This window comes from Massilia litorea, assembly GCF_015101885.1.
In the GTDB taxonomy this organism is placed as follows: domain Bacteria; phylum Pseudomonadota; class Gammaproteobacteria; order Burkholderiales; family Burkholderiaceae_D; genus Telluria; species Telluria litorea.
The window spans coordinates 3,088,161-3,109,945 of record NZ_CP062941.1 but is presented as its reverse complement, the minus strand read 5'-3'; the positions used below and the strand labels follow the sequence as shown (position 1 = coordinate 3,109,945).

Annotated in this window: 13 protein-coding genes and 5 tRNA genes; 4 read left to right on the top strand and 14 right to left on the bottom strand. The window is 67.0% G+C overall.

Going from position 1 to position 21,785, the window contains the following annotated elements; genetic code table 11:
- Nucleotides 1–20: 20 nt before the first annotated feature.
- From dbpA to LPB04_RS13910, 3 genes are all read left to right on the top strand, one after another.
- Nucleotides 21–1,427: an ATP-dependent RNA helicase DbpA gene (gene dbpA / locus LPB04_RS13920; protein WP_193685150.1), complete on the top strand. Its 1,407-nt coding sequence runs from the start codon at nucleotides 21–23 to the stop codon at nucleotides 1,425–1,427.
- A gap of 102 nt (nucleotides 1,428–1,529) precedes the next feature.
- Complete coding sequence (locus LPB04_RS13915; protein WP_193685149.1) at nucleotides 1,530–3,059, top strand: PEGA domain-containing protein; 1,530 nt, start codon at nucleotides 1,530–1,532, stop codon at nucleotides 3,057–3,059.
- A gap of 10 nt (nucleotides 3,060–3,069) precedes the next feature.
- Nucleotides 3,070–3,594 (top strand): TssQ family T6SS-associated lipoprotein, encoded by a 525-nt coding sequence (locus LPB04_RS13910; protein WP_227496406.1) that lies wholly within the window; start codon nucleotides 3,070–3,072, stop codon nucleotides 3,592–3,594.
- A 10-nt stretch (nucleotides 3,595–3,604) separates the two neighbouring features.
- Here the strand turns inward: LPB04_RS13910 and LPB04_RS13905 are convergent, their stop codons facing one another.
- The 14 genes from LPB04_RS13905 to apbC form a co-directional block, all read right to left on the bottom strand.
- Nucleotides 3,605–5,203 (bottom strand): amidase, encoded by a 1,599-nt coding sequence (locus LPB04_RS13905; RefSeq protein ID WP_193685148.1) that lies wholly within the window; start codon nucleotides 5,201–5,203, stop codon nucleotides 3,605–3,607.
- Nucleotides 5,204–5,346: 143 nt separating this feature from the next.
- Nucleotides 5,347–5,922: an elongation factor P gene (locus tag LPB04_RS13900; RefSeq protein WP_193685147.1), complete on the bottom strand. Its 576-nt coding sequence runs from the start codon at nucleotides 5,920–5,922 to the stop codon at nucleotides 5,347–5,349.
- A gap of 69 nt (nucleotides 5,923–5,991) precedes the next feature.
- Nucleotides 5,992–7,143, bottom strand: a complete 1,152-nt coding sequence (gene earP / locus LPB04_RS13895; protein WP_193685146.1) for an elongation factor P maturation arginine rhamnosyltransferase EarP — start codon at nucleotides 7,141–7,143, stop codon at nucleotides 5,992–5,994.
- Between the two features lie 65 nt (nucleotides 7,144–7,208).
- Nucleotides 7,209–7,284: transfer RNA gene (locus tag LPB04_RS13890), tRNA-Glu, on the bottom strand.
- A gap of 43 nt (nucleotides 7,285–7,327) precedes the next feature.
- A tRNA-Glu gene (locus LPB04_RS13885) sits at nucleotides 7,328–7,403 on the bottom strand.
- 32 nt (nucleotides 7,404–7,435) lie between these two features.
- Nucleotides 7,436–7,511 (bottom strand) — tRNA-Ala (locus tag LPB04_RS13880).
- Between the two features lie 87 nt (nucleotides 7,512–7,598).
- A tRNA-Glu gene (locus tag LPB04_RS13875) sits at nucleotides 7,599–7,674 on the bottom strand.
- 26 nt (nucleotides 7,675–7,700) lie between these two features.
- Nucleotides 7,701–7,776: transfer RNA gene (locus LPB04_RS13870), tRNA-Ala, on the bottom strand.
- A gap of 77 nt (nucleotides 7,777–7,853) precedes the next feature.
- On the bottom strand, nucleotides 7,854–9,269 hold the full coding sequence (gene gltX / locus LPB04_RS13865; RefSeq protein ID WP_193685145.1) for a glutamate--tRNA ligase: 1,416 nt from the start codon (nucleotides 9,267–9,269) through the stop codon (nucleotides 7,854–7,856).
- A 74-nt stretch (nucleotides 9,270–9,343) separates the two neighbouring features.
- Complete coding sequence (locus LPB04_RS13860) at nucleotides 9,344–13,000, bottom strand: AMP-binding protein (protein WP_193685144.1); 3,657 nt, start codon at nucleotides 12,998–13,000, stop codon at nucleotides 9,344–9,346.
- Nucleotides 12,993–14,372 (bottom strand): aminotransferase class I/II-fold pyridoxal phosphate-dependent enzyme, encoded by a 1,380-nt coding sequence (locus tag LPB04_RS13855; protein ID WP_193685143.1) that lies wholly within the window; start codon nucleotides 14,370–14,372, stop codon nucleotides 12,993–12,995. The genes LPB04_RS13860 and LPB04_RS13855 overlap by 8 nt, the downstream gene beginning before the upstream one ends.
- Before the next feature lie 44 nt (nucleotides 14,373–14,416).
- Complete coding sequence (locus LPB04_RS13850; RefSeq protein ID WP_193685142.1) at nucleotides 14,417–16,957, bottom strand: bifunctional diguanylate cyclase/phosphodiesterase; 2,541 nt, start codon at nucleotides 16,955–16,957, stop codon at nucleotides 14,417–14,419.
- A gap of 161 nt (nucleotides 16,958–17,118) precedes the next feature.
- Nucleotides 17,119–18,138 carry an RNA methyltransferase gene (locus LPB04_RS13845; RefSeq protein ID WP_193685141.1) on the bottom strand — a complete coding sequence of 340 codons (1,020 nt, stop codon included), beginning with the start codon at nucleotides 18,136–18,138 and terminating at the stop codon, nucleotides 17,119–17,121.
- Nucleotides 18,139–19,227, bottom strand: coding sequence for an iron-sulfur cluster carrier protein ApbC (gene apbC, locus LPB04_RS13840; RefSeq protein WP_193685140.1), 1,089 nt, complete (start codon nucleotides 19,225–19,227; stop codon nucleotides 18,139–18,141).
- A gap of 305 nt (nucleotides 19,228–19,532) precedes the next feature.
- On the opposite strand from apbC, the gene metG reads away from it, so the two are divergent.
- Nucleotides 19,533–21,680: a methionine--tRNA ligase gene (gene metG / locus LPB04_RS13835; protein ID WP_193685139.1), complete on the top strand. Its 2,148-nt coding sequence runs from the start codon at nucleotides 19,533–19,535 to the stop codon at nucleotides 21,678–21,680.
- The last annotated feature ends 105 nt before the right edge of the window (nucleotides 21,681–21,785 follow it).

Sequence of the window (21,785 nt, the reverse complement as noted above, 5' to 3'; positions counted from 1 at the left end):
ATTTCCGGCTGGAGGCCAACATGACCACTTCTTTCTCCGCGCTGCCGCTGGCACCGCAATTCCTCGACAACCTGGGCACGCTCGGCTACCACGAGATGACCCCGATCCAGGCCGCCAGCCTGCCCTCCGTGCTGGAAGGCCGCGACCTGATCGCCCAGGCCAAAACCGGCAGCGGCAAGACCGCGGCCTTCGGCATCGGCCTGTTGCACAAGTTGAACCCTGCCTGGTTCGCGGTCCAGGGCCTGGTCATGTGCCCGACGCGCGAACTGGCCGACCAGGTCGCGGGTGAGTTGCGCCGCCTCGCGCGCGGTGTCGGCAACGTCAAGATCCTGACCCTGACCGGCGGCACCGCGATGCGTCCGCAAATCGCCTCGCTCGAGCACGGCGCCCACATCGTGGTCGGCACCCCGGGCCGCATCCGCGACCACCTCGGGCGCGCCACGATCGACCTGTCCAAGGTGCAGACCCTGGTGCTGGACGAGGCGGACCGCATGACCGACATGGGCTTCTACGACGAGATCGCCGGCATCGTGTCCGCCTGCCCGCAGCGGCGCCAGACCCTGCTGTTCTCGGCGACCTATCCGGACGACATCCGCCACGCCACCGCCGGCTTCCTCAACGATCCGGTCGAGATCGCCGTCGAAAGCCAGCACGACGATTCGAAGATCGAGCAGCGCTTCTATGAAGTCGGCTTCGACAACCGCGACGAGGCCGTGGCGCGCCTGCTGCGCCATTACCAGCCGGCCTCGACACTGGCCTTCTGCAACACCAAGGCCCACTGCCGCGAACTGGCCGATTCCCTGCGCGACCAGGGCTTCTCGGCCCTCGCCCTGTACGGCGAGCTCGAGCAGCGCGAGCGCGACGAGATCCTGATCCTGTTCGCCAACCGCAGCTGTTCGGTGCTGGTCGCAACCGACGTCGCCGCGCGCGGCCTCGACATCGCCAACCTGGAAGCGGTGATCAACGTCGACGTCTCGAAGGATGCCGAAGTCCACGTGCACCGCATCGGCCGTACCGGCCGCGGCGACGAAACGGGCCTGGCCCTGTCGCTGTGCGCGCCGAACGAAAAGAAATGGGTGAAGCTGATCGAGGAGTACCAGAACACCGAGGCGTCCTGGTACAAGCTCGACGACCTGGGCGACACGGTGTTGCCGGCCGCGCCCGCGCCGATGGTCACCCTGATCATTGCCGGCGGCAAGAAGGACAAGCTGCGTCCGGGCGACGTGCTGGGCGCGCTGACGGGCGACGCCGGCTTGCTGAAGGAACAGGTCGGCAAGATCAACGTGACCGAATTCCAGACCTATGTGGCACTGGCGCGCGACGTGGCTGACGCCGCCTACCGAAAACTAAATGCCGGCAACAAGCTGGGACCGGATTTCGGTAGTTTCAAGGGCCGCAGCTTCAAGATGCGTTTTCTGGACGTCTGATCAGTATCTAAAGCGCACTTCAGGGTGCGCACGCTTGAACTCTACAGCGACACGGAGTAGGTAAATCTGGCATAGTTTTGCTAAAAATAAACCTTTAGCAAAATGACCAGCCAAACCACATCGATCTACACCCCGTTCGCGGACGGGCGCCCGGTGCGCGACATCGTCGAGCACACCCCTGCGCTGGTCAACGAGACCTGGTGCCGCAACTTGCTGCGCCACACCCTCGACTCGCTGGAGCAGCAGTATGCGAGCGGCGCCCCGCACCGCGCAATCACGCCCGACACGCTGGTCATGCTGGCGAACGGCGAAGCGCTGCTGATGCCTTCGATCGACGAAGGCGCCACCTCCACGCCGAGCCTGGCGGGCGACCTGCATGCGCTGGCGCTGGTCGTCCATTACGCCATCACCGCCGAATCGCCACCGGACGGACCGCTCGGCCCGCGCCTGTACGACAATTACAGCGAGCAGTTGACCAAGGGCCTGGACAGCTGCCTGGGGCCGAACCGCCGCCTGCGCCCGAACACCGTGGACGAGATGCGGACCCTGCTCGGCATCGAGGCCGGTGCGCTTGAACTGCCGCCTGCGGCCGGGGCAAGCGTCTCGCGCATCGTCCTGCCCGTCGAGCCGCCGGCGGCCTCCGCGCCAGCCGACGTCCGAGCCGATGACTCCGCCAGTGTCCACGCCCAGCCATCGATCGAGCCGGCGCCGCAAGAAATCACAGCGCCGCTCACGGTGGTCGAGCCCCCCGCTCCCGACTTTGCCGCCCCGGTCGCCGTCCCTCCTCCCGTCGAGAATCCGGTACCGGAACCGGTCGCCGTGGCGAGCCTGGACACGGCGTCCATCGCATCGGTGCCGCGCGAGGAGCCGGCGGCAGATTCACTCGCCGCCACGCCCGCCGCCATGCTGCGCAAACCCGCCACCCAGGACAGCCTTGCAGACGAGGCCCATCCGGCGCGCAGCACGCCAATCCCAGCGAGCCCGGCACCAGCCGCGCCGCACAAACCGTCCGCCACGCCGGCGGCTGGCGCTCAGGATCCCTATGCCAGCGCTCCCCAGGCATGGGCGACGACCGACCGCAGCAGCCGTCTCCAGCGCTGGGGCATGCTCGCCGGCGCCGCCATCGTGGTGCTGGCGGCCGGCAGCGCCCTCGTTTCCTACTTACAGCAGAGCGATGACGTGGTAGCGCTGTCGCCGCCGCCGGCCGAGCGCGCTCCAGCCGGCCTCGACAAGGGCGAAACGGTCGTCGCGCCGCCGGCGAGTGTTCCGGCGGCCCCGGCCACTGAGCCGGCCACCGCCGCGCCAACCGACGCCGCAGCGGACACCGCTACCGGCACGCCGGCCGATCCCGCTGCCGCTGGCACTGCGCCCGCGCCGGCGGAGACCGGCCGGGCCCTCGGGGCCGTCGTCAATGGCACGACCTATAAACTGGTGATCAAGCCCTGGGGCACCGTGTATGTCGACGGCGTCGACCGGGGCGTGAGCCCGCCGATCAAGCGCCTGACGCTGGCGCCGGGCCAGCACACGATCCGGATCGTCAACCCGAGTTTTCCGGAACACATCATGACGGTCGATGCAGGTGCAAAGGAAACGATGAACATCCAACACGATTTCACGGCCAAGGCCGAATAAGGAGGCTGTCATGTCGAGAACCCTTCCTCCCCGCCAGGTTTCCCGTTTGCTGGGCGCCTTCATGGTCACCGCTGCCCTCGCCGGCTGCGCCGAAATGAACTCCCTGCTCGACTCGGCCACGGGCCGCAAGCCTTCGCGCACCGTCGTGCGTGAGGTGGGACGCGATGAGCCGCGTCCGGGTGCACGCAACGAATCGCGTGCGGAGGCGCGCAACGAAGCACGCAACGAAGCGCGGGCCGAGGCCGGCCGCGACCAGGCCGCGCTGCGCGAAGGCGTCCGCCTGTACAACGAAGGGGATTTCAACGGCGCGATCAAGCGCTTGAGTTCGAACGATATCCGCGCCAATTCGCCCACGAAAATCCGGGTCGAGGCACTGAAATACCAGGCTTTCAGCTATTGCGTCACCTCGCGCCCGAAACAGTGCGAGCAGGCGTTCGAAAAGGCACTGAAGATCGACCCGGACTTCACGCTCGATTCCGGCGAACAGGGGCATCCGCTATGGGGCCCCGTGTTCGAGCGCGCGAAAAACAGGTAGCGGCTTCGATTCAGACCTTGATGTTGACCGAGCCCGGGAAGGCCGGCGCGCGGCGCCGCTTGCTGGCCTGTTCATAGGCATAGGCCATGCCGATCAGGGTCGCCTCGCTCCAGGCGCCGCCCACGAACGAGATCCCCACCGGCAGGCCGCGCGCAAAACCGGCCGGCACCGTGACGTGCGGATAACCGGCCACGGCCGCCGGCGACGAGAAGCTCATGCCGTAGTGGTCGCCGTTGATGTAGTCGGTCAGCCAGGCCAGGCCGCCGGTCGGCGCCACCAGGGCGTCCAGCTTGTGCTCGCGCATCACCTGGTCGATCCCCTCCTCGCGCGAATAACGATGGTTGTTCGCCAGCGCCTCGCGATAGGCTTTCGCGTCCAGTCCTTCCTTGCCCTCGGCGGCGATCAGGTGCTCCTGGCCGAAGTACGGCATCTCGCGCGACGCATTCTTTTCGTTGAAGGCAATCACGTCGGCCATGTTCTTCACCGGCGCGTGCGGCGCATAGCCGGCCAGCCAGGCCGCCAAGTCGGGCTTGAATTCGTGGAGCAGCACTTCCGTTTCCGAGTCGCCGTACTTGTCGGTGTTCGGCACTTTGACGTCGACCAGGATGGCGCCTTGCGCCTTCAGAACGGCGAGCTCCTTTTCGACGATGTCGTCGATGGCCGTGCCGTCGCCGAAGAAATTACGCGCCACGCCGATGCGCTTGCCGCGCAAGCCGTCGAGGCGCAGCGCCGCGGCGTAATCGGCGAGCTTGCCCTGGCTCTCGCCGGTGACGGCATCATCCTTGTCGACCCCGGTCATCGCGGCCAGCATCAGGGCGGCATCGGCCACGCTGCGCGTCATCGGGCCGGCGGTGTCCTGCGAGTGGGCGATCGGGATGATGCCGCTGCGGCTGACCAGGCCCAGGGTCGGCTTGATGCCGACGATGCCGCAGCTCGAGGCCGGGGACACGATCGAGCCGTCGGTCTCGGTGCCAACCGCCAGCGTTGCCAGGCTGGCCGCGATCGCCGCGCCCGAGCCGGAGCTCGAACCGCTCGGATTGCGGTCCAGGGCGTGGGGATTCTTCGTCTGGCCACCGCGCCCGCTCCAACCGCTGACGGAATGCGTCGAACGCATGTTCGCCCATTCGGACAAATTCGTCTTGCCGATGATGACGGCGCCGGCCGCGCGCAGGCGCTCGGCGACAAAGGCGTCCCTGGTGGCGCGCACCCCGTTCAGGGCCAGCGAACCGGCGCTGGTGCTCATCTTGTCGCCGGTGGCAATATTGTCCTTCAGCAGGACGGGAATGCCGTGCAGCGGGCCGCGCAGCTTGCCCGCTTTGCGTTCGCGGTCGAGCTCGGCGGCAATGGCGAGGGCGTCGGGATTGAGTTCGATGACGGCATTGAGCTTCGGGCCGGCCTTGTCGACGGCGGCGATGCGCGCCAGGTAGCGCTTGACCAGTTGCTGCGAACTGATTTTACCGGCCGCCATGGCCGCGCCCTGCTCGCGCACGCCGGCCTCGAGCAGATCATCGACAGCCGTGCTTGCTTTCGGCGCAGCCGCTGCCGTTGCCGTCACGCCGGCAACGGCGCCGGCAGCCACACCCAGTCGAACGAAATCCCTGCGGTCCATGCGTGCTCCACTTTATTTATAGTAAAGCAATAGCATAGCAGTGCTTGCTGTTCGGCACCAATTGAACCGATGCGGGGCAAAAGCGGGGGACGAAAAAAAACGCTGCCTGGAAAGGCAGCGTTTTTTGCCGAAGCGAGTACGTCTTAGTTACGGACGACGCGCTTGTATTCGTTGGTGCGGGTATCGATCTCGATGGTGTCATCCTGGCTCACGAACAGCGGCACCATGACGATGTGCTGGTGGGCTTCGATGGCGTTCTCGATCTTGGCTTCCTTCAGGACGTTGCCCGAAGTGTTGCCCTTGACGGCTGGTTCCGAGTAGACGACCTGGCGTGCGATCGTGGTCGGCAGTTCGACCGAGATGGCCTTGCCGTCGTAGAACACGGCTTCGCATGCCATACCGTCTTTCAGGTAGTGCAGTGCGTCGCCCAGGTTCTCTTCTTCGATTTCGAACTGGTTGTACTCTTCGTCCATGAAGACGTACAGCGGATCGGCGAAGTACGAGTAGGTCACTGGCTTCTTGTCCAGCACGACGACGTCGAACTTGTCATCGCCACGGAACACGTTTTCCAGCGGAGCATTGGTCAGAAGATTTTTCATCTTCCACTTGTAGGTGAAGCCCGTGCGGCTCGATCCGTTGACATCGGAACGCAGCACGATAAATGGCTTCTCATCAACCATGATGATGTTGCCGACACGGATCTCTTTTGCGGGTTTCATAGGAGTCTGAGGTATCTAAAAAAAGGGGTTGCAGTAACAGAGCATGATATCACGTAACGATTGCCGTGCCTACCGAAGTGAAGCGGCGAAGACAAGCAGGTTCGAAGCCAGGTCGCCGTTTGCCAACATGCGCGCCTGCCACTCGCTTGACCTCGCCTCGATCCGGTCCCGGTCGGCCTGCAGCGCCGACCACAATGCCGGCCAGTCCGCAGCCGTGGCCAGCGCGCCGTTCCAGTGCAGCATCACGTCCTGCAGGCTCGCGATGTCGGCCGCATAGCGGTTCAGGAAAGCCTTGAGTTTCTTGTGATGCAGGTTTTCGTCCTGCGGATAGATGTGCCAGACGAAGGGCTTGCCGGCCCACTGGGCGCGCACCCAGGAATCCTCGCCGCGCACGAAGTTCAGGTCGCAGGCCCACAGCAGGCGGTCGTAGTCGGGCTGGGGCACGAAGGGCAATACCCGCACGGTGAGCGCGCCGCGGGTGGCGACCGCCCCGGCGCCGGCCGGCGCGCCCAGGAAGGCTGCGACGGCTTCGGCGGCGACGCCTTCGGGTACCAGGCAGGTCAGCTTCTCGCTGCCGTGTTGCCAGGCCGCGAACAGCGCGGCCACCGGCGCATGCGGATAGCAGAACAGCGAGACTTTCAAGGCGTCGATCTCGGCATCCGGCAAGCCGAGGCCGCGCAGGAAGTCACGCGCCTGCCCGGGCTGGCCGAGGAAGCGCTGCCGCTCCTCCTCGAGCCCGGCTTCGCGCAGCAGGCCGCCGGTCTGGGCCGTAAAACCCGGGAAAAAGAAATGCTTGGTGAGCTTCAGGCGCGGATGCATCGACGGCAGCCGGTGGCAGCCCTCGACCCAGTCCTCGGCCGTCAAGCCCTCCAGGTTCAGCCAGACCGGACGCGGCATGCGCTGCGTCATCGCCTCGATATAGCGCGGCGGGATGTCGCAGGCGAAAAACTCGATGACGATGTCGGCGATGTCGCCAGGGGCATAGTCGTCGTCCTGGCCGCGCCAGTGGCGCACGGCGACGTTTTCCACCACCTGCCCGGCTTTGTCCGTGTCCACTGCGGGACAGATGCGGCGGAAGCTGGCCAGGTCGTCCACCCACAGTGTGACGGCCACGCCGTGCTCGCGCTGCAGCTGGCGCGCCAGGCGCCAGCAGATCCCGATGTCGCCGTAGTTGTCGACGACCTTGCAGAAGATGGCGAGAGTCAGGGGGGAAGCGGACATGAGATGCTCGACGGAGATAAACGTAGAAAAGCAAAAAGCCGCTCAAGGCGGCTTTTTGCACTGACTGGCGTCCCCACGGGGATTCGAACCCCGGTACTCACCGTGAAAGGGTGATGTCCTAGGCCTCTAGACGATGGGGACCTAAAACTGTTCCGATACTACTTTACTACGACTACCAAATTCTTGGCGTCCCCACGGGGATTCGAACCCCGGTACTCACCGTGAAAGGGTGATGTCCTAGGCCTCTAGACGATGGGGACCCTGGAACTACCGAACTACTTGTTCTTCTACGTGGTGGAGGTAAGCGGGATCGAACCGCTGACCTCTTGCATGCCATGCAAGCGCTCTCCCAGCTGAGCTATACCCCCCACGGGGAAACAACATCATACCATACCGCTTTTGCTTCTACTACTCGCTGCCGCTGGCGCAGCTTCTGGCAAACTTCGCCAAAACCCTGGCGTCCCCACGGGGATTCGAACCCCGGTACTCACCGTGAAAGGGTGATGTCCTAGGCCTCTAGACGATGGGGACCCTGAACTACCGACTACACTTCAACTTGGTGGAGGTAAGCGGGATCGAACCGCTGACCTCTTGCATGCCATGCAAGCGCTCTCCCAGCTGAGCTATACCCCCGTACTGCTGAAGTGCGAGCATTATAGCGGGGGTTCTTGCATTACGCAAATACCGATTTGAGGAATTACAAACCCGGCTTACAGCCCCTTCCCTACGCGGGCCAGGACGGTCTCGCGGCCGAACAGTTCCAGCACCGCGTCGATGGCCGGCGTCTGCAGCTGGCCGGTGACGAGCAGGCGCAGCGGCATGGCAATCTGCGGCATCTTCAAACCATGCGCGGCCAGCACTTCCTTGAGCATCGCGGCAATCGCCGCCTTGTTCCACTCGACCGTCCGGCAACGCTCGGCGAAGGAGGCCAGCGCCGGCTTGACGGCATCCGTCAGGTGCTGGGCCAGCAGGGCCGCATCCGGCTGCGGCTGGCGGTAAAAGAGCATCGCCGCGTCGGCCAGTTCGTTGATCGTGTTGACGCGGTCTTTTACCAATGCCAGCACGGCAGGCACGGCCGGGCTGCCCCCGGGGTTACCTTCAAATTGCGCGCCCTGCGCTTCCATCTTCGGACGCACCAGGCTTGCCAGGCGTTCGTTGTCGGCGGCCTTGATGTAGTGGTTGTTCAGCCAGGCCAGCTTTTCCGGATTGAACTGGGCGGCGGAGGCGGTCAGGTGCTCGAGGTTGAACCACTCGGTGAACTGTTCCATCGAGAAGATCTCGTCGTCGCCGTGGCTCCAGCCCAGGCGCGCCAGGTAGTTCAGCATCGCTTCCGGCAGGTAGCCCTGCTCCGGGTATTCCATGACGCTGACGGCACCGTGGCGCTTCGACAGCTTCTGGCCGTCGGCGCCCAGGATCATCGGCAGGTGGCCGTACTCCGGCAGCTCGGCGCCCAGCGCGCGCAGGATGTTGATCTGGCGCGGCGTGTTGTTCACGTGGTCGTCGCCGCGCAGGACGTGGGTGATCTGCATGTCCCAGTCGTCCACGGACACGCAGAAGTTGTAAGTTGGGGTGCCGTCCGGACGCGCGATGATCAGGTCGTCGAGCTCCTTGTTGGCGATCGTGATCGGGCCCTTTACCACGTCGTTCCAGGTGACTTCGCCGTCCAGCGGATTCTTGAAGCGCACCACCGGCTTGACGCCTTCGGGGACGCTTGGGAGGGTCTTGCCCGGTTCCGGGCGCCAGGTGCCGTCGTAGCGCGGCTTTTCGCCGGCAGCGCGCATGCGCTCGCGCATGGCCTCGACTTCGTCGGGCGAGCAGTAGCACAGGTAGGCGGTCCCGGCCTCCAGCATGCCCTTGACGACTTCACGGTAGCGGTCCATGCGCTGCATCTGGTAGAACGGGCCTTCGTCGTGCGAAAGACCGAGCCACTGCATGCCGTCCAGGATCGCCTGCACCGCTTCCGGCGTCGAGCGCTCGAGGTCGGTATCCTCGATGCGCAGGATGAAGGTGCCGCCGAAATGGCGGGCATAGGCCCAGGAATACAGCGCGGTGCGCGCGCCGCCGAGGTGGAGGTAGCCGGTCGGGCTGGGAGCAAATCGGGTGCGGACGGGAGTGCGGACGGTCATGGCGAAAAGCGAAATGATAAAGCGGCTATTCTACCCCCTTGCGCTCCATGCGGGCAGCGCCGTCGCCGCCCTCTTCACTCGAATTCCATGCGCCGCTCGACAGGCTGGCCATCACGCCGTTCGTCGCGCTGTTCGTCGCGCTGTGCGTCAATATAGGCTGCCAGGGCGCGCACCGTCGGGTAATCGTAGAGCAGCTCGGCGCTGACCGGCACCCCGCTTGCCCCCTCGATCTCGAGCGCCAGCGGCACCGAGGCCAGCGAATCGATGCCGAGGTCGCTGAACGGGGTGTCGACCGTCCAGGCGTCGATGACCGGGACGGCCTCGCGCGCGATATCGACGTCCGGCATGTCGTCGGTCCAGGCATGGACGCCCTTCACCGCGCCAGCCTCGACGTCGAGGGGCGGCATCCCGGACGGCAGCGTGTCGCCGAGCGCGCCCTCGCGCAGCCAGCGCGCGACGCAGGCGCGCACCAGCTCCAGGCTCGAGGGAGCAGCCGGAGTCGGTGCTTCGGGCACGAAAGCCGCCGGCGCGGCCTGGCGCAGCAGGGGGTCGAGCCCGCCCGCCTCGCCCGGCGCGCTTTGTTCGATGTCGCCGATCGCCAGCGCGTATTCGGCGATGCGCGCCGCCAGCGTGGCGCCGGCCGGACAGGCGCCGGCGGCCGCACTCTCGGCGCCGATCGCATGGCGCAGGACGTCGAGACGGCGCGCAGCCCAGGCACTCGACTCGCCGCGCGCAGTCGCCGCCAGCAGGGTCCAGGCGGCGAATTCGCCATTGCGCGCGTCCTGCCAGCCCGTGCTGCCCTGCGCCGGCCACGCCGGATACCCGCCACCGCCGAAGCGCTCGATCGCCTGCGCGAGCGGGTTGCCCGGCACGCGCAGCAGCGCGCCCAGGTGGGCGTATAAAGCTTCGCTCGGACCCTCGAGGATGCGCAGCACGCGCGCATCGCGCAGCAGTTGCGGCGCCAGGTTGGTCTCCAGGTAGCCGCGCCCGCCCAGCATCTGCATCAGGCGGTCGACCGCTTCCCACAGCAGTTCGGAGAGCACGCATTTGCAGGCGCTGCAGGCTTCCAGCGGCAAGGGCTCGCCCGCATCGGTGCTGGAGGCCAGCATCTCGACCAGCGACTCGGCGGCCTGAATGGCGCAATCGAGTTCGTGCAGGCGCAGCAGCGTGACCGGGTTCTCGAGCAGGCGCCCGCCCGCGATGTCGCGCCGCGCGGCATAGCGCGCCATCAATTGAAAGCAGCGCTTCATGGCGCCGACGCACAGGGCGCCGATGCCGAGGCGCGCGAAACCCATCGCGTCCTGGGCCACGTCCATGCCGGCCCCGGGCGTGCCCAGCACCTGGGCGTCGGCCACGAACACGCCGTCGAAGCGCACCGCGCTTTGCGGCATCGCGCGCATGCCCATCGTCAGCGCTTCCGGCCCGAGATGCAGTCCCGGCGCATCGCCCGGCACCAGCAGCGCCACCGTGCCCAGCGCCCGCCCTGCCGTGTCGAAGGCGCGCGCGAAGACGGTCAGCACGCCGGCCCAGGCCGCGAGGCCAATCAAATGCTTCTCGCCGTTCAGGCGCCAGCCGCCGTCGACGCGGTCGGCGCGGGTCCCGATCGCGCGCGGGTTCGATCCGGCCTGCGGCTCGCTCAGCGCAAAGGCCGCCAGCTGGCGTCCGCTCGCGAGAAGCGGCAGCCACTGCGCGCGCAGCGGCTCCGGCGCAAAGCGCAGCAAGGGACGCAGGCCCAGGCCGTTGTGCACGCCGACCAGGGTGGCCAGCGTCAGGTCGAGCGCCGCCAGCTGTGCCATCACGCGTACCAGGTCCCTGGTCGCCAGCGCCAGGCCGCCGCTCGCCGCCGGGGCCTGCAGCCCGAGCAGGCCGCGCAGCCCGAAGTCGGGCAGGACGTGCGGCGCCAGCGAGCGGCGCTCGTCGGCCAGGCGCGAGTCGAGGCGGCGCGGCGCATAGCTGCGCAGCCAGGCGATGGCGGCGTCGGCGCGCGCCCGGCTTCCGCTGTCCAGCACCGGCCGCAAGGCCAGCAGCGGCAAGGCGCCCTCCTCCAGCAAGGCCTTGCAGCGCGCGCGCTGGACCTTGCCGCTGGTGGTGCGCGGAAAGGCGCCGGGCGCGACGAAGACCAGGGTGTGCAGCGCCACGCCGGTGCCGGCCGTCACCGCCGCGCGGACCGTGCGCGCCAGCTCGTCCAGGCCGCCGGCCCGTACCAGGGCGCGCGTCGCCTCGACCGCCAGGGCCAGGCGCTCGCCGCCCTCGCCCTCGAGCGCAAAGGCGGCGCAGCTGTTGGGCGCGAGCGCGGCGGCGACACCCTCCGCCAGCTCTTCCACGTCCTGGGCGTGGATCTTGCGGCCGTTGATGACGATAACGTCCTTGCAGCGGCCGGTGACATACACCTCGCCGTCGCGCACGAAACCGAGGTCGCCGCTGCGCAGCCAGCGTGCGCCGCCGAGCGATGCGGGTGCGTCCGCGATGCGCAGGTCGAACAGCCGGGCGCTGTCGCGCGTGCGTCCATGGTAGCCGCGGGCGACCCCGGCTCCGGCTATCCAGAGTTCGCCGATCCGGTCCGCGCCGGCCGCCACGCAGCGTGCCGGATCGACCACCGCCACCGCGGCACCCGGCGCGGCCGGGCCGCAGCTCACCAGCAGCCGGCTGCCGGCCTGGCCCGGGCCCGTCGGGCATACCTCGCCGCGTTCGATCGCCGCCGCATCCAGCGCCAGCATGCGCGGCGCGCGCCCGCGCGGACCGCCCGCCACCAGCAGCGTGGCCTCGGCCATCCCGTAGCACGGAAACAGGGCTTCGCGCCGCAGGCCGCATGCACCGAAGGCCTGCATGAAGCGCTCCAGGGTCGCCGCGCGCACCGGTTCCGCGCCGTTGTAGAGCACGTCCAGGCTCGCGAGGTCCAGTCCCGTCCTGTGTGCGTCCCCGATGCGGCGCAGGCACAGCTCCCAGGCGAAGTTCGGCCCACCGCTGCAGGTGGCGCGGTAACGCGTGATCGCTTCCAGCCAGGCGGCCGGCCGGCGCAGGAAGGTCCCGGGCGCCATCAGCACCGAGCGAAAGCCCAGCATCAGGGGCGCGGCGATGCTGCCGATCAGGCCCATGTCGTGAAACGGCGGCAGCCAGCTGACCATGACCGTGTCCGCACCAAAACCGAAGGCGCTGCCGATGGCCGCGACGTTGGCGGCGATGTTCGCATGCGTGACTTCGACGCCCTTCGGCTGGCCGGTCGAGCCCGAGGTATATTGGAGAAAGGCGACCGCCGCAGGCGCAGGCGCCGGCAGGGACACGGCGCCTTCCCCTGCGGGGCCGTGCAGCAGCGGTACGCGGCAACCCGCGCGCGCCAGCGCGGCGGCGCTCGCCGCATGTGCCTCGGGTGCGCACAGCACCAGCGCCGGCGCCGCGTCCTCGAGCAGTGCCGCCAGCCGCGCCGCATCGCGTTCCCGGTGCGCCGGCGCGGCCGGCACGGCAACGATGCCGGCGGCAAGGCAGGCGAAGAAGGCGACGAGAAAATCGATCCCGGCCGGACAGAGCAGCAAGGCGCGGTCGCCCGGCCCGGCATGTGCCAGCATGTGCGCCGCCAGCGCATCGACGCGCGCGGACAGCTCGGCATAACAGATGTCCTGCTCGCTGCCGTTCTCGCGCAGGAAGGTGTAAGCGATGCGCTCCGGGGTGGCACGCGCCCTGTCGCGCAGCCGCTGCGCGAGCAGGACTTGTTCGGGTTCGGATGCGTCAGCCACGGGAGCGCTCCCGCGGCCAGGGCTGGCGCGCCGGCTCCACGCCGAGCGCCGCGCCGGCGCCGCTCACCGCCGCGCCGATCATGCGCGCGCCCTGGCGCAGCTGCTCCGGCCGGTGCGCCGCCATCACCTGCAGGCGCAGGCGCGCCGCGCCCAGCGGCACGCCGGGATACTCGACCGCGTTGACGAACACGCCCTCGCGCGCCAGCGTGCGCCCGGCCAGGCGCGCCACCTGTTCGTTGCCGATCCAGAGCGGCACGATCGCCGAAGGCACGCCGATGCAGCGCATGCCGGTCTCGGCCAGATTCGCGCGCAAGACCGTCGCATTGCGCAGCAAGGCATCGCGCAGTTCGTCGCCCTCGCTGCCGGCGACGATGCGCAGGGCTTCGAGCACGCAGGCCGCCTGTATTGGCGAGAGCGCGTTCGAGAACAGGTGGGGACCTGCGAACAGCTGCAGCTGGCGCTTCACCGCGCGCGAGGCGCTGGCCACGAAACCGCCGTTCGAGGCGAAGGTCTTGGAAAACGCGCCCATCACCAGGTCGGCCTTGCCCAGCATGGCTTGCAGCCCCAGGCTGCCGGTGCCGCCCGGGCCCAGGGCGCCGAGGTCGTGCGCCACGTCGACCAGCAAGGCGGCGTTGTACTCGCGGCACAGGTACTGCATCAGCGGCAGGTCGGGCATGTCGGCATCCATGCTGAACAGGCCCTCGGTGACGACCAGGATGGCGTTCTCGGTGTCGCGCGCGCGGATCGCGGCCAGCAGTTCGCGCACGTGGCCGGTGTCGAGGTGCCGGTGCAGCACCACGTTGCGGGTGGCGGCATTCGCGCCCTGGCGCAGCGAGGCGTGCGCCAGCTGGTCGACCAGCACGTAATCGCGCGCATGCACCAGCGCGGTGATGGCGCCGAACGCGGCGCCCCAGCCGGTCGGAAACAGGGTCACGTGGTCGAGCTGCAGCAGTTCGCCGAGCGCCGCTTCCAGCGCCAGCGACAGGCGGCTGTTCCCGAGCAGGACCGCCGAGCCGGCGCTGTGCGGGCCCGCCTCCGCCAGCGCCGCGCGTGCGGCCTCGTGCACCGCCGGGTGCGAAGCGAGCGACAGGTAATCCTGGGACGCGAAATTCACACCGCGGGTGGCCGAGCCGGGAACGCATTCTTCGTGCACGTTCGATTCCGGGCCCGGCGCCCCATCGAGTGCGCGCGCGTACTGCCAGACCCCGTGCCTGGCGCGCAGCCGGCACCAGCTGTCGAGCGCCTCGGCGCGGCGCATCAGGTTGGCGCCGCGCGGCTGCGCGAACTGGGCGACGCTGCCGCGCAGCGCACCGGAAGCTTCCAGTTCGGCGATATCGGCGGCCCGCTCGAAGACGATCGTTTCCTCGTGCACGGTGTACTCCTCGCTAAGGGGACAACAAAATAAGGGAAGAAAAATCAGGCGGCCAGAACGTCCGCCTGCGCGCCCTGGCGCGCGAGCAGCGCGCCGACCTGCTCGGCCGGCAGCGGACGGTGGAACAGGTAACCCTGGGCTTCGTCGCAGCGCATCGCGCCGAGGTCGGCCAGCTGCTCGGCCGTTTCGACGCATTCGGCGATCACTTTCAGCTCCAGCCGATGCGCCATCGCGACGATCGCCTCGGCGATCGCGTAGGGCCGCGCGCGCGTGCTTGCGCCGAGGCGGCGCACGAACAGGCCATCCATCTTGAGGATGTCGACCGGCAGCTCGGACAAGTAGTTCAGGCTCGAATAGCCGGTGCCGAAATCGTCGATCGAGACCAGCACGCCGGCCGCGCGCAGCGCGCCCATCACCTGACGGTTGGCGTCGAGGTCGTCGATCAGCACGCCCTCGGTGATCTCGAGGTCGAGGCAGCCGCGGGGAAGTCCGGTCGCTTCGATGATCTCCATGACGCGCGCGGCAATGTCGGGATGGCGCAGCTGGCGCGCCGACAGGTTCACCGCCGTCTTCACGCCGGGCAGGCCGGCGTCGCGCCAGGCGCGGTTCTGGGCGCAGGCGGTGCGCAGCACCCAGTCGCCGATCGGCACGATCATGCCGGTCTCCTCGGCCAGCGGGATGAAGCGGCCCGGATCGATGCGGCCGTAGACCGGATGCTGCCAGCGCAGCAGCGCCTCGACGCCGACGATGCGGCGCGTGGCCAGGTCGACCTGCGGCTGGTATTCGATGAACAGCTGGCCGCGCGCGAGGGCCTCGCGCAGGCCGTTCTTCAATGCCAGGCGTTCGCTTTGCGGCTCGCTGGCGGTGCTCGAATACAGCTGCACCGTGTTTTCGCCCCAGGCGCGCGCGCTGCGCATGGCGATGTCGGCACGCTTGAGCAAGGCGTCGAGGTCGCAGTCCTCGGCCGGGTACAGGGCAACGCCGACCGACAGCGTGACAAAACATTCACGTTCGCCCGCGTGCAAGGGCAGCCCGAAGCGGTCGAGGATCTTTTCCGCCACCTGGCGCGCGTCGCCTTCTTCCGCCACGTCCTCGAGCAGCGCCACGAATTCGTCGCCGCTCCAGCGCGCCACGGTATCGCAGTCGCGCAGGCACTGGCGGATGTTGGTGCCGGCCTGCACCAGCAGCGCGTCGCCGGCTTCGTAGCCGAGGGCGTCGTTCACTTCCTTGAACTTGTTGATATTCAGGAGCAGCAGCGCGACCAGGCGCCGGTTGCGGTCGGCGCGGTCCATCGCATGGCGCAGGCGGTCGCGCAGCAGGCGCCGGTTGAGCAAACCGGTGAGCTGGTCGCAATGGACGCCGTCGAGCATGCGGCCGACGCTCGCGCCCAGGTCCTTGAGCTCGACCGGGGCCGGCGCATTCGCGCGCAAGGCGAGCGCCAGCGGCTCCTCGCCCTGGCCGTGGCAGACCACGCGGTTGCGGCCGCTCGACTTGGCCAGGTACAGCGCCTCGTCGGCGCGCCCGACCGCGAGACCGACCGTCTCGCCCATGCGGTATTCGGCGACGCCGATCGACACCGTCAGCGCGATCTCGCTGTCGCCCTCCCGCGCCATGCAGCGCATCTTCTCGATCGCCCCGCGCACGCGCTCGGCCAGGATCATCGCGTCGGCGGACGGGGTTTCGGGCAGCATCAGCAGGAACTCCTCGCCGCCGTAGCGCCCGAAGCTGTCGCTGCCGCGCACCAGTCCCTCCACCACGCCGGCAAAGGCGCGCAACACGGTATCGCCCGCGCTGTGGCCCCAGGTGTCGTTGACGCGCTTGAAGAAATCGATATCGAGCAGGCACAGGCAAAAGCTGCGGCCGTTGCGGTCGCTGCGCTCCTTTTCCTTTTCGATGAGACCCAACAAGTAGCGGCGGTTGTGCACGCCGGTCAGTTCGTCGCGGATGGCCAGCTCGTTGATGGTGCCGAGCGCCTGCTCGAGCTTGACGAAGCCCTGGGTCTTGGTCAGCTCGAACAGCAGCGCGAACACCAGCACGACCACGAACAGGCCGAGGTGGCAGGCCAGGTAGAGCAGCGCCATGTCGGCCACCGGGTGGTCCGGGAGCGGAAAGCCGGCCCCCGGCAGCATATAGATAGCGACGGCCGCCGTGCAGCTGAGCCCCAGCCAGCACAGGGCGCTGGTCACGCCGCCCAGGAACATCGCCACCAGCGGCGCCGTGATCAGCCAGCTGGCGGTGGGCGCGCCGATCCCGCCCAGGTTATAGCTGAGCCAGCTGAAATTGAAGAACAGCGCACACAGGAACAGTTCGCGCGCTGCCCAGATGCTGCCGCTGGCGCGCAGCAGCAAGGGAGAACCGAGCATGCAGGCGCAGCACAGCAGGATCTCGACGGCAGCGGCATCGAAACCGAGCAGGTGGTAGGCGAGCGCGTAAAAGGGTCCGGCGGTGGCGGCCAGCAGTGCGGCGTTGACGACATTTTCGGCGCGCGTGCGGACGTTGGCCGCCTGGTTCAACAGGTCGGCAGGAATGAACCAGTGGTTTGCGCCCAGGTAACGGTCACTCCATCGCGCGCAGATGCTGTTCATGGGTCCTTGGTCTCGGCTTGGGTGGCCGCTTGGCGTGTCAGGTCAAACGCCAGTGTAGGAATGAAATTTCCTACAGACTTTATTTTTAAGCAGATACAAGACGGAAAAGCATGCGCGCAACGCTTGACAAGAAAAACTGCCGTGTTGACTTGGGAGAAACTTCAGGCGCGCTGGAGAGGAATCGACCGGCCGGCCCGCGCACGCAGCTGCCCGCAGCCGCCCTCGACATCCTGCCCGGCCGAGTCGCGCAGCTTGGTCAGCACGCCGCGCGCATGCAGGCTTGCCGCGATCGCGCGCGCCCGCTCCCAGCTGGGGCGCCGGAAGGCAAGATCGGGAATCGTGTTGTACGGGATCATGTTCAGAATGGCGTATTTGCCGCGCAGCAGCGCGACGATGCCGTCCAGTTCATCCTCGCCGTCGTTTACGCCCTCGAGCAGAGTCCACTGGTACTGGATCGGATAGCCGGTCAGGCGCGCATAGCGTTCGCCGAATTCGACCAGCTCCTGCGGCGCCAGGCGCGGTGCGCGCGGCAGCAGCTCGGCGCGCAGGTCCGCCCTGGTGGTGTGCAGGGACAGCGCCAGCGCCGGCTTCACCCTTCCCTGCGGCAGGCGCTCGAAGGCGCGCGGGTCGCCCACGGTCGAGAACACCAGGTTTTTATGGGGAATATGCGCCTCGACTCCGAGCAGGTCGATGGCTTCGAGGACGTTGTCGAGGTTGTGGGCCGGCTCGCCCATGCCCATGAACACGACCTTTTTCACGGGACGGCGGGCACGCGCCAGGACGACCTGGGCCACGATCTCGCCGCTGCTGACCTGGCGCAGCAAGCCGTCGCGCCCGGTCATGCAGAAGCGGCAGCCCACGGCACAGCCGACCTGGCTCGACACGCAGACGCCGTCGCGCGGCAGGAGCACGGTTTCGACGGCCTGGCCATCGTTCAAGCCGACCAGCAGGCGCGCCGAGCCATCCTCGGCCGGATGCTCGCTGATTACCCGCGCGAGACCGGCCAGCTCTGCGTCGAGCTGCGGCAAGGCTTCGCGCACAGGCCTGGGCAGGTAATCGTTCGGACGACGCCGCCCGCGTTCGTGCGGCGCGCCCTGCACCCAGTCGCGCAGTACGCGCGCCTGGTGCTCCGGCAGAGCGCCGAGAGCCGCCAGGCGCTCCCGAATACCTGCAACCCGCATTTAGTCGTTTTTCACCACGATGCTCGGGAACTTGCTGGTCATGTCCTTGGCCCGCTCGGCGACCTTGACCGCCACCTTGCGCGCGATCTCTTTATAAACAGAGGCCACCGCGCCGTCCGGATCGGCAACCACCGTCGGGCGGCCCGAATCGGTCTGCTCGCGGATCGACATCGTCAGCGGCAGCGCGCCAAGGAAGTCGACGCCGAAGTCCTTGCACATCTTCTCGCCGCCGCCCTGGCCGAAAATCGCCTCGGTGTGGCCGCAGTTCGAGCAGATATGGGTGCTCATGTTCTCGACGATGCCGATGATCGGGATCCCGACCTTCTCGAACATTTTGAGGCCTTTACGGGCGTCCAGCAGCGCGATGTCCTGCGGCGTGGTGACGATCACGGCGCCCGTGACCGGCACTTTCTGCGACAGGGTCAGCTGGATGTCGCCGGTTCCGGGCGGCATGTCGACGATCAAATAATCCAGGTCGCGCCAGTTGGTTTGCTCCAGCAGCTGCTGCAGCGCCTGGGTGACCATCGGGCCGCGCCAGACCATCGGCTCGTCCGGATCGATCATGAAACCGATCGAGGACACCTGCACGCCGTGGTTTTCCAGCGGTTCCATGGTCTTGCCGTCGACGCTTTCCGGACGCGCATTAATACCGAGCATCATCGGCTGCGAGGGACCATAGATGTCCGCATCCAGCACGCCGACGCTCGCGCCTTCGGCAGCCAGGGCCAGGGCCAGGTTCACGGCCGTGGTCGACTTGCCGACGCCGCCCTTGCCCGAGGCGACGGCGATGATGTTCTTTACGTTCGGCATGACCTTCAGGCCGCGCTGCACGGCGTGCGACAGGATTTTCACCTGCACGCTGACGCTGACGTTGCTGACGCCCGGAATGGCTTTCACCGCGTTGACAACCAGGCCGCGCAGGAGCGCGACCTGGCTTTTCGCCGGATAGCCGAGCTCGAGATCGAAAGCGACGTCACCGCCGTCGACCTGGATGTTCTTGACCGATTTCGAGGACACGAAGTCCTTGCCCGTATTAGGATCGATGACCTTTGCCAGTGCCGCCTTGACGTCGTCTGCTGTGATGCTCATGTGTTTCTCCAATGTGATGCGCGCAGTGTAGCAAAAAACGGCCCATTGCCTCTTGTCTGAGTGGCAAAACCAGGGAATACCCCCTGAACGGAGAACCTATCCCAGTGGGGAGGGGGAAGTTGATGGCGATGCATGGCAAGCGGGAGCAAGGCGCGAGGAGGCCGCATGGCTGGGCCATGCAACGACGAGCAACGCCGCGCCCGCTTGTCAGGCGCGCCAGCAACGACCCATCCCCGCTGGGATAGGTTCTTCGGGCCATCCACTGGTAAAATGTTTTTTTTCATCTTCTCACAAGCGTTTCGACCATGACCCGCAAGCTGTTCGTCACTACCGCCCTGCCCTACGCGAATGCCGCCTTCCACATCGGCCACATGATGGAGTACATCCAGGCCGACATCTGGGTCCGCTTCCAGCGAATGCAGCGCGACGGCGGCCAGCAACGCCAGGTGCACTTCGTCTGCGCCGACGACACCCACGGCACGCCGATCATGATCGCCGCCGAGAAGGAAGGCATTACCCCGCAGGAATTCGTGGCGAAGATCGCCGCCGGCCGCGCCCAGTACCTGGACGGCTTCCATATCGGCTTCGACAACTGGTATTCGACCGATTCGCCGGAAAACGTCGAACTCTCGCAGGGCATCTACCGCAAGCTGCGCGACGCCGGCCTGATCGTCACCAAGACCGTGGACCGCTTCTTCGACCCGGTCAAGGGCATGTTCCTGGCCGACCGCAACATCAAGGGCGAGTGCCCGCAATGCCACGCGAAGGACCAGTACGGCGACAACTGCGAAGTCTGCGGCGCCGCCTACCAGCCGACCGAACTGATCAATCCGTACTCGGTGTTCACCGGCTCGACCCCGGTTCTGAAGCCGTCGGAACAGTATTTCTTCAAGCTGTCCGACCCGCGCTGCTTCCACTTCCTGAAGGAATGGCTGAACACCCCGGGCCGCCTGCAGCCGGAAATGGTGAATAAAGTCTCCGAGTGGCTGGGCGAAGACGGCGAAAAGCTGGCCGACTGGGACATTTCTCGTGACGCGCCCTATTTCGGCATCCCGATTCCCGATGCGCCCGGTAAATTCTTCTATGTGTGGCTGGACGCGCCGGTCGGCTACCTGGCATCGCTGAAGAATTACTTCGACAAACAGGGCCTGGACTTCGAGGCCTTCCTGAAGGATCCGGACGCGGAGCAGATGCACTTCATCGGCAAGGACATCGTCTCCTTCCACCTGCTGTTCTGGCCGGCGATGCTGAATTTCTCGGGCCACCCGATCATCGACAAACTGCGCGTCGCCGTCCACGGCCACCTCACCGTGAACAACGAAAAGATGTCGAAGTCGCGTGGCACCGGCATCTCGCCGCTGCGCTACCTGGAACTGGGCATGAACCCGGAATGGCTGCGCTATTACCTGGCGTTCAAGCTGAACGCGAAAGTCGAGGACCTCGACTTCAACGGCGAAGACTTCGTCGCCCGCGTGAACAGCGACCTGATCGGCAAATACGTCAACATCGCCAGCCGCTGCGCCGGTTTCATCACGAAGAAATTCGACGGCAAGCTGGCCTCGTCGCTGTCGGATAACGCCAGGTCGTGGATCGCCAAAGCCCTGACCGTGGACGGCGCCGAGCGCCAGGCCTCGATCGCCGCGAGCTTCGAAGCCCGCGAATTCGGCAAGGCGCTGCGCGAAATCATGGAAATCGCCGACGTGACGAACCAGTTCGTCGACGAGAACAAGCCGTGGATCCTGGCGAAGGACGAAACGAAGACCGCCGAGCTGCACGAGGTCTGCACGGTCGCCCTGATCCTGTTCCGCCAGCTGACCATCATGCTCTCGCCGGTGCTGCCGCAAGTGGCCGCGCGCGTTTCGGAATTCCTGGGCGACAGCGAACTGAGCTGGGCAGATACCCAGGGCGAGGCCGTTACCAGCACGATGCTGGGCCGCACGATCGGCGCCTACAGCCACCTGATGCAGCGCGTCGACGCCAAGATGGTCGAGAACCTGTTCGACAAGCCGGCCGCCCCTGCTAATGCTGCCGTCGTGTCCGACGCCGGGCTGGCGGTGGCTGCGCTGGCCCCGACGGAAGACGCCACCGCTGCCGACATCGAAGAACTCGCGCCGGAAATTTCGATCGACGATTTCACGAAGATCGACCTGCGCGTGGCCCGCATCGTCAACTGCGAACACGTCGAAGGCGCCGGCAAACTGCTGCGCCTGACGCTGGACGTGGGCGAAGGCCGCCACCGCAATGTGTTCTCGGGCATCAAGTCGGCCTACAAGCCGGAAGAACTGGTCGGCAAACTGACGGTGATGGTCGCCAACCTGGCGCCGCGCAAGATGAAGTTCGGCGTGTCGGAAGGCATGGTGCTGTGCGCCTCGGCTGCCGACGAGAAGACCAATCCGGGCCTGTACCTGCTCGATCCGATGCCGGGCGCAACGCCGGGGATGCGCATTCGCTAAGCCCGGGGCATTGCCCCGGGAAACGCAGAGCATGAAACACGCAACATCGCCCCGGAGGAAAGCTGTTTCCGGGGCGCACGGCGGCGTTATAATGCCGTTTTCTTC

Excerpts from the sequence above, each read along its gene's own strand:
- LPB04_RS13910 (WP_227496406.1), top strand. The coding sequence starts at position 3,070 with ATGTCGAGAACCCTTCCTCCCCGCCAGGTTTCCCGTTTGCTGGGCGCC.
- LPB04_RS13850 (WP_193685142.1), bottom strand. The coding sequence starts at position 16,957 with ATGAACAGCATCTGCGCGCGATGGAGTGACCGTTACCTGGGCGCAAAC.
- dbpA (WP_193685150.1), top strand. The coding sequence starts at position 21 with ATGACCACTTCTTTCTCCGCGCTGCCGCTGGCACCGCAATTCCTCGAC.
- metG (WP_193685139.1), top strand. The coding sequence starts at position 19,533 with ATGACCCGCAAGCTGTTCGTCACTACCGCCCTGCCCTACGCGAATGCC.
- apbC (WP_193685140.1), bottom strand. The coding sequence starts at position 19,227 with ATGAGCATCACAGCAGACGACGTCAAGGCGGCACTGGCAAAGGTCATC.
- LPB04_RS13900 (WP_193685147.1), bottom strand. The coding sequence starts at position 5,922 with ATGAAACCCGCAAAAGAGATCCGTGTCGGCAACATCATCATGGTTGAT.
- gltX (WP_193685145.1), bottom strand. The coding sequence starts at position 9,269 with ATGACCGTCCGCACTCCCGTCCGCACCCGATTTGCTCCCAGCCCGACC.
- LPB04_RS13905 (WP_193685148.1), bottom strand. The coding sequence starts at position 5,203 with ATGGACCGCAGGGATTTCGTTCGACTGGGTGTGGCTGCCGGCGCCGTT.
- LPB04_RS13915 (WP_193685149.1), top strand. The coding sequence starts at position 1,530 with ATGACCAGCCAAACCACATCGATCTACACCCCGTTCGCGGACGGGCGC.
- earP (WP_193685146.1), bottom strand. The coding sequence starts at position 7,143 with ATGTCCGCTTCCCCCCTGACTCTCGCCATCTTCTGCAAGGTCGTCGAC.
- LPB04_RS13845 (WP_193685141.1), bottom strand. The coding sequence starts at position 18,138 with ATGCGGGTTGCAGGTATTCGGGAGCGCCTGGCGGCTCTCGGCGCTCTG.